The sequence below is a fragment of the Streptomyces nanhaiensis genome, assembly GCF_046614825.1.
In the GTDB taxonomy this organism is placed as follows: domain Bacteria; phylum Actinomycetota; class Actinomycetes; order Streptomycetales; family Streptomycetaceae; genus Streptomyces; species Streptomyces radiopugnans.
Map to the genome: position 1 here is coordinate 1 of NZ_JBKJFM010000190.1, position 9,627 is coordinate 9,627.

General features: G+C 77.1%; 8 protein-coding genes and 1 pseudogene. 3 read left to right on the forward strand and 6 right to left on the reverse strand.

Annotated features, from left to right (window positions below):
- Together ACLIYP_RS27145 and ACLIYP_RS27150 are read left to right on the forward strand one after the other, a co-directional pair.
- A pseudogene (locus tag ACLIYP_RS27145) lies at nt 1-544 on the forward strand (cobalamin-binding protein); the annotation flags it as partial.
- Nucleotides 541-930: an STAS domain-containing protein gene (locus tag ACLIYP_RS27150; protein ID WP_412715741.1), complete on the forward strand. Its 390-nt coding sequence runs from the start codon at nt 541-543 to the stop codon at nt 928-930. The pseudogene ACLIYP_RS27145 and the gene ACLIYP_RS27150, both read left to right, overlap by 4 nt.
- A 49-nt stretch (nt 931-979) precedes the next feature.
- On the opposite strand, the gene ACLIYP_RS27155 is transcribed toward ACLIYP_RS27150, so the two are convergent.
- Together ACLIYP_RS27155 and ACLIYP_RS27160 are read right to left on the reverse strand one after the other, a co-directional pair.
- Nucleotides 980-2,584 carry an FAD-dependent oxidoreductase gene (locus ACLIYP_RS27155; protein ID WP_412715742.1) on the reverse strand — a complete coding sequence of 535 codons (1,605 nt, stop codon included), beginning with the start codon at nt 2,582-2,584 and terminating at the stop codon, nt 980-982.
- Nucleotides 2,581-3,870, reverse strand: coding sequence for a lycopene cyclase family protein (locus tag ACLIYP_RS27160; RefSeq protein ID WP_412715743.1), 1,290 nt, complete (start codon nt 3,868-3,870; stop codon nt 2,581-2,583). The genes ACLIYP_RS27155 and ACLIYP_RS27160 overlap by 4 nt, the downstream gene beginning before the upstream one ends.
- A gap of 125 nt (nt 3,871-3,995) precedes the next feature.
- Here ACLIYP_RS27160 and ACLIYP_RS27165 point away from each other — a divergent pair, with 125 nt between their 5' ends.
- A complete protein-coding gene (locus tag ACLIYP_RS27165; protein ID WP_412715744.1) occupies nt 3,996-4,727 on the forward strand; it encodes a class I SAM-dependent methyltransferase in 732 nt (243 codons plus the stop codon).
- A gap of 62 nt (nt 4,728-4,789) precedes the next feature.
- On the opposite strand, the gene ACLIYP_RS27170 is transcribed toward ACLIYP_RS27165, so the two are convergent.
- From ACLIYP_RS27170 to ACLIYP_RS27185, 4 genes are read right to left on the reverse strand one after another with little or no spacing between them, the layout of a single operon-like run.
- Nucleotides 4,790-5,755: a DUF5914 domain-containing protein gene (locus ACLIYP_RS27170; RefSeq protein ID WP_412715748.1), complete on the reverse strand. Its 966-nt coding sequence runs from the start codon at nt 5,753-5,755 to the stop codon at nt 4,790-4,792.
- A gap of 50 nt (nt 5,756-5,805) precedes the next feature.
- Nucleotides 5,806-6,852 (reverse strand): phytoene/squalene synthase family protein, encoded by a 1,047-nt coding sequence (locus ACLIYP_RS27175; RefSeq protein ID WP_412715745.1) that lies wholly within the window; start codon nt 6,850-6,852, stop codon nt 5,806-5,808.
- Nucleotides 6,849-8,399, reverse strand: a complete 1,551-nt coding sequence (gene crtI, locus ACLIYP_RS27180; RefSeq protein ID WP_412715746.1) for a phytoene desaturase family protein — start codon at nt 8,397-8,399, stop codon at nt 6,849-6,851. The genes ACLIYP_RS27175 and crtI overlap by 4 nt, the downstream gene beginning before the upstream one ends.
- 21 nt (nt 8,400-8,420) lie before the next feature.
- Complete coding sequence (locus ACLIYP_RS27185; RefSeq protein WP_412715747.1) at nt 8,421-9,626, reverse strand: polyprenyl synthetase family protein; 1,206 nt, start codon at nt 9,624-9,626, stop codon at nt 8,421-8,423.
- Nucleotide 9,627: the final 1 nt, after the last annotated feature.

Here is a 9,627-nt window from a genome sequence, read left to right on the forward strand (position 1 = left end):
GCTCGGCGCCGACGCCTGGGCCCCCGACGCCCGCGCCGCCGCCGACCGGCTGGGCGAGGGCGCGCTGCCGCTGCCCGGCCCGCGGTCCGCGCACCACCCGGTCGACGACCTGCCCCATCTGGCCGACCAGGAGTACACGTTGGTCTCCCGCACCGCCCCCCGGCTGGTGGGGGAGACCATGGCCGGACTGGAGGAGCGCTTCCCGGCCATGCGCGACTACACCGAACGCCAGCGGCTGCACACCGCCGAGGACATCGCGCACATCGTCGACTTCCTGTCCACCGCCCTCTACGTCGACGACGAGGAGCTGTTCACCGGCTTCCTGCTCTGGACCGCGCAGATCCTCGCCGCCCGCAAGGTCCCCGCCCACTCCCTGCGCCCCGCGCTGGACCTGCTGGCCGGGCGGCTGAAGGACTTCCCCCGCGCCACCCGCATGCTGGAACGGGCCCGCCTGGCCCTCGACGCGCATTCCACCCCCGCCTCCGGCCCGTCCGCTTCCGACACCCCCGCCCCCGACACCCCCGGCCACGGAAAGCCCGAATGACACCCATGCACCGTCCCTCCTTCGCACTCACGGTGGAGACCGGCCCCGGCACCGTCCGGCTCCACGTCACCGGCGACCTCGACTACGAGACCACCGAGGAGCTGGTCGGCGCCGTACGCCCGCGGCTCGCCGGCCGGCCGGCACCGGGCGATCTCCACCTCGACTTCGCCGCGTTGAGCACCTGCGACTCCACGGGACTGTCCGGGCTGCTGCTCATCCACCGTCTCGCCGGCGCCCACGGCACCCGCCTCCACCTCGACAACCGTCCGCGGTTCCTGGAGCGCTTCCTGGAGATCACCGGCACCCTGGAGCACCTCACGGCGCCGCCCGGGGAGGAGCCCCCGGGGCAGGCGGAGGACCCGGAGCGGCAGCCCGGCGCAGTCTGACCGGCGCAGTCTGACCGGCGCCGTCCGACCGGTGCCGTCCGACCGCCCGTCAGCCGCCGAGGGCGGAGGCCAGCAGCCGCAGCGGCGCCGAGCGGCCCCGGCGCGGCACCGTCAGCAGCGGGTGGCCGCGCACCCCCCAGGTGGCCAGCAGGGCGTTGGCCGCCTCGAAGCCGGTGGTGGCCGCCCGCTCCATCAGCGCCACCGGCAGCGCGGTGCGCACCAGGTCCCCGGCGAGCACCAGCCGGGGATGGCCGGTGCGCACCCCCGGCCGGTCCCGCCAGGTGCCGGTGGCGAACAGCGGACAGTCCTGCCGCCACTCGTGCCGCTCGTCGACGACCGGGGCACCGGCCGTCTCCGGGTAGACGCGGGCCAGTTCGGCCAGGGCCGCCCGCTGGACGGCGGCGCGGTCCGCGCCGGGGTCGACGGCGTAGGCGTGCAGTTCCACCACGCTGCCGCCCGTCCGTGCGGCCCAGCGGGCGGCCTCGCCCTCCCAGCGTTCCAGGACGCTGACGTTGTCCAGCGGGCCGTAGCCGCCGGTGCCCAGGAACCCGGGACGGTCGGCGGCCACGGGCCGGCCGAGCCAGTAGCGGGAGACCAGGAAGGGCGGGGCCTCGCGCAGCCGCCCGACCGACGCCCGCCAGCCGGGACCGCCCAGTTGCGGGGAGTTGTCGACCACGGCGCGCAGGCCCGCGCCGTCCACGGCCAGGACGACCGCGTCGTAGCGCTCGCCGCGTTCCGCCCCCGGCCCCCGGCCGTCGGCCGTCACCACGGTGAAGCCGTCCCGCTCGGGACGCACCAGTTCCACGGCGGTGCCGGTGCGCACCCGTGCGCCCAGCCGCTCCAGCCGGGCGGCCAGCGGGTCCCACAGTGCGGCGGGGAAGGGGTCGTCGGGGACGTCGAAGAGCAGGCCCTCGGCCGAGCCCAGGAAGTAGATGTGGAACATCAGGGCCAGTTCGGCCGCCGACAGTTCGCGCGGGTCGGCGAAGAAGCTGCGGGAGAACACCTCGAAGGCCAGGTGCCGGGCCGGTTCGGGGAATCCGATGGAGTCCAGGAACTCCGCGGCGCTGACGCCGTCCAGCCGTTCGTGGACCTCCGGCACCCGCACGTCCAGCAGGGGCAGCGCCGCGCGGGGGTTCATGCCCGCCAGCCCCGAGGGGGTGAAGGTCGGGCTGAGGGCGGTGAAGCCCAGCACGCTCCACGGCGGGGTGCGGGGCACCCGCGCGAAGCTGTCCCGCGCTCCGCCGCTGTGCCACAGCGGGTAGTCCGCCAGCGGGGTGAGCATCGACAGGGCCGGGTCGATACGCCGCAGCAGGTTGCGCAGGTTGTAGTACTGCCGGAAGAAGGCGTGGAAGCCGCGGCTCATGGTGACGGACGTGCCGTCGGCCAGCCTGGTCCGCCAGCCGCCGACGCGCCCGCCCAGCACCTCCCGGCGCTCCAGCAGGTCGACGGCCACACCGCGTTCGGCCAGCGCGGTGGCGGCGGTGAGTCCGGCGATGCCGCCGCCCACCACGGCGGCGCGCACCCCGCGGTCGCCGAGGCGGGCCGCCCCCGCCGGGGCGGGCCGGTGCACGGCGTACCGGTCGCGGGCGAGCCGGTTGCGGAACCGGACCCGGCCCGGGAGCGGGTACGGGAACGGGTTTCTCGCGTCTGTCACCTGGAGGCCTTTCGATGGTGGGAGTCGCCGGACCCAGGCACGGCGGCGGCCGGCCTGCGCGGCAGGAGGGGGAGTTCGGCCAGGGAACGCGCCATCGGCCACACGGGGGAGCGCAGACCGATCGCCACCTCCTCGTGGAAGGCCGAGCCGCCGTCGAGGAAGCGCAGGACGCTGTCCAGCCGGTTGCGGCGGAAGAGGCGGGCGAAGAAGTCCGCGCCGTCGACGCGGCCGGTGGCCAGGGCGCGCAGCAGCGCGGCGTCCATGGCCAGGTGGCGGCGGGCGTGGGGCCGCGGCGGCAGCGGGGTGCGCCCGGCCGCGAGGGCCGCGGCCACCCGCGCGCTCTGGCGCCGGACGGTGGCGAAGGTGTAGCCGGTCGAGGGGCGCGTTGCGCCGCCCGCCGTGCCGATGCGGAACACCGAGCGCCCGGTCCGGCGCGCGAAGTGCCCGTCGGTCATGGGGATGACGCCCTGTTCGGTACCGGTGACGGTGAACTCGCCCAGCGGCCGGACGCGTTCGGTGTAGTGCCGCAGCGCGGCCTCGTACTCCCGGCCGGTCAGCGGCGAGGGGGAGAACTCCGTGTACTCCACCAGGGCCTCGCGCGGGCCGAGGGGCAGGACGTAGGCGAAGGACAGCCCGCACCGCGGCTGCGGGGTGCGCAGGTCCATCAGCTCGGCCGTGCCCGGGTCGAAGCGGTCCTCGCCGGTACGCACGAACCAGCCCCGGAAGTGCTGCAGCAAGGTGGTGCGGGCGGGCGGCAGGACCCGCGGCGGACGCGAGTCGAACACCCAGCGGCCGGTGAGCGAGAAGGGCCGCCCCGCGGCGTCCGTGCCGCTCACCCGCGCACCGTGCGGCCCGTCCCCGACGGCGGTGACGGTGCCGGTGACGCGGGTGACGCAGGGGGCGGCGGCCAGACGGGCGTCCATCGCGTGGGTGAAGTCCGCGGAGCGGACCATCAGATAGCGCCGGGGGCTGTCGCCGCCCAGGCTCTCCCCGCCCGGGCCCCGCACCAGCAGCCGCCGCCAGGAGGCGGCGACGGGCGCGCCGAGCCCGGCGCCGGGCCCGCCGCCCTCCTCCTCCCAGAAGCACCAGGTGCGCTCGGGGCTGCGGGTGGGACCCGGCGGCGGCTCCACCACCGCCACCGACAGCGGAGGCGAGGAGGAGTCGGCGTCGAGGATGTGCCCGGCCAGCGACAGGCCCGCAGCCCCCGCACCGACCACGACCACGTCCGCGTCCACGTCCGCCTCCCTGTGTGCGGCCGGGGCCGCGGCGTTCTCCGGGCGGCTCATCCGCGCTCCCTCCCCTCGCAGGCGCCCACGGCGCTCTCCCCGGCGCGTTCCCGGCGGCGCACGCCGGGTAGGCGTGCGGCCGTGACCGCACACCCCGGGCCCGTACGGGCGGAAGGACGGACGCGATGACCCTCCTGCAGGACGGCGCGCTGACCGCAGCGTTCGACGGCGCGTCCGCCGCCTACGACCGCCTGGTCGGCGCGAACCCCGGCTACCACCGGCAACTGCGCCGCTCCGCCCGCAGACTGGCCCTGCCGGACGGGGGCGAGGGACTGCGCGTACTCGACCTCGGCTGCGGCACCGGAGCCTCCACCGCCGCGCTGCTGGCCGCGGCGCCCCGCGCCGAGATCACGGCGGTGGACGCCTCGGCCGGGATGCTCGAGCGGGCCGCCGCCAAGACGTGGCCGGGGAACGTCGCCTTCGCCCACACGCCCGCCGAGGACCTGGAGCGCGCCGGAGTGCGCGGGCCCTTCGACGCGGTGTTCGCCGCCTATCTGGTGCGCAACCTGACCGACCCGGACGGGGTGCTGACCGGTGTGCGCCGCCTGCTGCGCCCCGGCGGACGGCTGGCCGTCCACGAGTACGCGCTGTCCGGCGCGAGGCGGCACCGGCTGATCTGGACCGCCGTGTGCCGTTCGGTGATCATCCCCGCGGGCTCCCTCGGCCCGGGCGGGCCGGACCTGTACCGGCACCTGTGGCGCAGCGTCCTGGAGTTCGACACCGCCCCGGAGCTGGCGCGGCGGCTGACGGCGGCGGGCTTCGACCTCGTCCGCACGGTGCCGGTGCCGGGCTGGGAGTACGGCATCCTCCACACCCTGCTCGCCCGCGCCCCGGACCGGGCCGGGCACGGGATCTGACGCCAGGTCCGGTGCGGCGCCCGGGGTGGTGCCCGGTGTGGGGGCCGCCGCCCCCGCGGCCCTCACACCGCCCCCGGGAAGCGGCCCTGGCCGCGCAGCAGCCGGCGGCGTTCGGCGTACGCCAGGTCGTCGCGCCACAGCCGGGCCGCCGCCCGCCGCATCAGCGGCCGCAGCAGCGGCGCGGCGGCCCGCGCCACGGCGAAGCCCGGCCGGTCGGAGGCGGCCAGCACGGCCTCGATCACGGCGGTGCGCGGGTTCGGGTCCCCAGGGGCGGTGAGCGGCGTGGCGTGGGTCTCCACGGCCGACGTCTCGCCCTCGCCGTCGACGATGTGCATCACCAGCGTGCGCGGCTCCGGCGCGCTGAACGCGGCCCGCACCGGCACGCCCGCCCGTGAGCCGACGCGGTAGGCCACGTCGACCAGGAAGCGGTCGCCGTTGACGGCCGGGTCGGGCTCCTCCACCACCGTCAGCCGCGTGAAGGCGTACGGGTGGAACCAGGCGCCGTGCCAGGGGTCGAGCCGGTTGGCGATGACGTCCTCCGGCTCGCAGGCGCCCACCAGGGTCGTCACCGCGTCCACCGAGAGGGCCGGGTCGGGGCGCTGCGGCAGGCAGGGCCGCTCCAGCGGCTCCTCGCCGCCCACCTCGTCCAGCCGCACCCACACCAGCACTCCGTCGTCGTGCACGGGGAAGGGCTCCCAGCCCGGCATGCCCCGCTCGGTCAGGCCCAGACCGTGCCAGTGGCAGATCAGGCGCCCGGACTCCACCACGCTGTCGCACAGCGGCGCGCCCAGGTGAGGGCAGGCGCCCGGGCCGGCCGCCAGGCGTCCGGACTCCGCGCGCCAGAGCACCAGTTCCACTCCGGCGACCGTCCGGCCGAAGGGGCGGCCGGGGCGGATCTCGCGGCTGGCCGCCACCACGTACCAGTTGCCCGAGGGGCGGGCCGCGGCCCGCTTCAGGGCGTCGGCGACGAGCTGGGGCCGGGCCGCCCGCCAGGTCGGCTCCTGGCGGCTCCAGCCGGGGTCGGACATCAGGCGCAGGGGGCTGCGCCAACCGGCCGGACCCCCCACACGGCGCTTGCTCAAGACGGCACTCCTCCTCGCTGCGCGTCCCGCTCACGGGTCCGCGGGGTTTCCTCCTGCTTCCGCCCGGGGTCTCGCGGGCGGCCGGGCACCCGTGGCAGGTCGCCGCTCACGGCGCCGCGGGCGCGGGACACGGCCACGCCCGCCAGCCCGCCCAGCGCCACGGCGGCCCGGCGCCGGCGGGGGACCACGGCACGCCGGTGGAGCACCGCGTACCCGGACGCCTCGATCCGGTCCAGGATGGCGCGGTAGAGCACGAACGCGGTGCGCACGCACGGCCGCGAGACCGGGTGCAGCATGGCGATGCCCGGCTCGGCCTCCCGGTAGACCTCCCGGGTGGTCTCGCACAGCTCCCGCAGCGCGGCCCGCACCCGGGCGTCGGCACGCCCGGTGCGGCGGCACCACAGCAGCAGGTCGCGGTCGACGCCGTGGGCGGCCAGCCGGTCCAGCGGCAGGTAGACCCGCCCGCGGTCCAGGTCCTCGCCCACGTCCCGCAGGAAGTTGGTGAGCTGGAAGGCCACCCCGAGCGCCGCGGCGTGCGGGGCGGCCTCCTCGCGCGGCGCGACCGTGTCCAGCACCGGCAGCACCTGGAGGCCGATCACGGCTGCCGAGCCGTGCATGTACACCCGCAGGTCGTCGAGGGTGGGGTACTCGGTGGTGTGCAGGTCCATGCCCATCGAGCGCATGAAGTCGCCGAAGTGCGCCGGGTCGATGGCGTAGCGCGCGGCGGTGTCGGCCAGCGCGGCGATCACCGGGTGCTCACCGCCACCGGTGCGCAGGGCCCTGCGCAGGTCCTCGTCCAGTTCCGCCAGCGCCCGGGCGCGCTGCTCGGGGGAGAGGGCGGGGTCGAGGTCGTCGACGATGTCGTCCGCCCAGCGGGCGAAGCCGTACAGGGCGTGGACGGCCGGGCGCTGTCGGGGCGTCAGCAGCCGGGTGGCCAGGAAGTACGTCCTGCCGTGGCGGGAGTTGAGCTCGCGGCAGCGGGTGTAGGCCGCGCGCAGTGCCGGGTCGTGGACGCCCGCCGCGTCCAGCTCGCGCGCCGTCATACGGCCGCTCCCCCGGCCGCGCCGGCACCGGCGGGCGCCTGCGCCGCGCGCCCGGGCGGTCGTGGACGGCCGCCGCCGGTGATGCGGGCGGCGGCGAGCTTGCCGGAGACCACCACCGTCGGCACGCCCACCCCGGGCGTGGTGCCGCAGCCGGCCAGGACCACGTTCTCCCAGCCGCGCGGCAGGTTCCGCGGCCGGAACGGGCCCGTCTGGGCGAAGGTGTGCGCGGCGGAGAACGGGGTGCCGGCCGCATGTCCCTGGCGTGCCCAGTCGGCCGGGGTGACCAGGTGCTCGGCCTCGATCGCGTCGCCGAAGCCGTTCAGTCCGCGGCGCTCCAGCTCGGCGACCAGCGTGTCGCGGTAACGGGGGCCGACGCGGTCCCAGTCCCGGGGGCCGGTGACCAGATTGGGGCAGGGCGCGAGCACGTAGTGCAGGTGCCTGCCCTCCGGGGCCAGCGAGGGGTCGGTGGCGGTGGGCCGGGTGATCAGCAGGGAGGGATCGCTCATCAGCTCGCCGGTCCGGGTGAGCTGCCGGAACGTCGACTCCCAGGCGGAGCCGAAGGAGATTGTGTGGTGGGCCAGTTCGGGCCAGGTGCGGTCGCCGCCGGCGTGCAGGACGACCGCCGAGGGCGCGTACCGCAGCGGCACCGGGCGGCGCGGCGCGCCGCCCAGCAGGCGGTGGGCGACCGGCAGGTCGCAGGTGAGGACCACCGCGTCGCAGGCGATGCGCTCCCCGCGGGCGGTGCGCACCGCCGCGGCGCGTCCGCCCGGCGAACGCTCCAGCTGCGTCACCTCGGCGCCGTAGACGAAGCGGGCCCCGGCGCCGGCGGCGGCGTCGGCCATGGCCCGGGGCACGGCGTGCATGCCGCCGCGCGGGAACCACACCCCGGCGACGGTGTCCATGTAGGCGATGACGGCGTACGCGGCCAGCGCCCGGGTGGGCGGCACCCCGGCGTACAGCGCCTGGAAGGAGAACACGCGGCGCAGCCGCTCGTCCTTCAGGAAGCGCCCGACGCGCCCGTGCCAGGTGCCGAACCCGCCGAGCGCGGCCAGCCTGGCCAGGTCGGCGCCCAGCAGCCCCAGCGGCGAGTCGAAGTTGGCGTCGATGAACGAGCGCATCTGCACCCGGTACAGCCGCTCCAGCCAGTCGCGCAGCCGCCGGTACCCGGCGGCCTCCCGCGGCCCGGCCACCCGGGCGATCTCGGCCTCCATGGCGTGCGGATCGGTGTGCACGTCCAGGGAGTCGCCGTCGGCGAAACGGGCGCGGTAGGCGGGGTGGAGCCCGATCAGCTCCACGTGGTCGGCGAGCTCGGCGCCCACCGCCGCCATGGCCTCGTCGACCAGGTCGGGCATGGTCAGCACGGTGGGGCCGGTGTCGACGCGGTACCCCGCCCACTCCTCGCGCCCGGCCCGGCCGCCCGGCCCGTCCTCCCGCTCGACGACGGTGACCGAGCGCCCGGCGCCCAGCAGGTGCAGTGCGGCGGACAGCCCGGCCAGCCCCGCCCCGACGATGACGACGTGGTCGCCCGGCCCGTGCACTCTTCTCATCTGGATTCCTTCGGCAGGTGGTCAGTGGGTGGAGAGGGCGGCGGCGTCGCGGGGAGCGCCGTCGCGGGGGCGGTGGGCGAGGGCCGGTTCGCCCAGGACGGCGTACAGCAGCGCCGACAGCTCCCGTGCCGGGACCCCGTCGAGCGCGGCGTCCTCCAGCGCGGCCAGCGCGTCGCCGGCCAGGCCGCCGATGCGCCGCTCGACGGCGTCACGGGCCCCCAGCTCGGTCAGCACGGCGCGTACGCGGTCCAGTTCCCCCTCGGTCAGCGCGGGGTTGCCGAGCGCGTGCTCCAGCAGCTCCCGCTCCGCGCGCCGGCCGCGGACGCGGGCCAGGCGCAGGCCGACGGCCATCAGATGGGTGGGCTTGCCCTGCCGCACGTCGTCGCCCGCCGGCTTCCCCGTACGGGCCGGGTCCCCGAAGACGCCCAGGATGTCGTCGCGCAGCTGGAACGCCACCCCGGCGCACCGCCCCGCCCGCCGCAGCGCCGAGGTGGTGCGCGCGTCCGCGCCGGCCAGCGCGGCTCCCAGGTGCAGCGGGCGCTCCACGGTGTACAGCCCGCTCTTGAGATGGGCGACGCGCAGGGAGGAGGAGGGGGAGGGCGCACCGGCCGCCTGCCCGTACAGGTCCAGGTACTGCCCGGCCACCATCTCGGTGCGCATCGCCTGCCAGACGGGGCGGGCCCGCCGCCGGGCCTCCTCGCCAGGGGACGCCGCGTCCCACAGGTCCTCCGCCCACACCAGGGCCAGATCACCCGTCAGGAGGGCGGCGGAGGACCCGAACGCCTCGGCGTCCCCGCGCAGGCCCTGGGCGCGGTGCCGGCGGGCGAGGGCCACATGGGCGGCGGGCGCGCCGCGCCGCAGGGGTGATTCGTCCATCAGGTCGTCGTGCACCAGGGCGCAGGCCTGGATCAGCTCCAGCGCGGCGGCGGCGTGCAGCACGGCCTCCGCGTCGGCGTGCTCGGGCGTGCCGCCGCCCGCCCGCCAGCCCCACCACAGGAACGCCGGGCGCAGCCGCTTGCCGCCGCGCCGCACCAGGTCGATCAGGCAGTCGGCGACGTCGGCGGTGAACCGGTCGCTGATCAGCCGCGCGTCGGCCCGGCGCAGCGCCAGGTGCTCGGTGAGCACGGCGTCGACGGCGGCCCCGATGTCCCGGTCGGGGCCGTGGGGGAGGGGGCCGTGATCCGCAGGGGGGTCCGCGCGGGCCTCGTCCGGGTGACGCGGCGGCAGG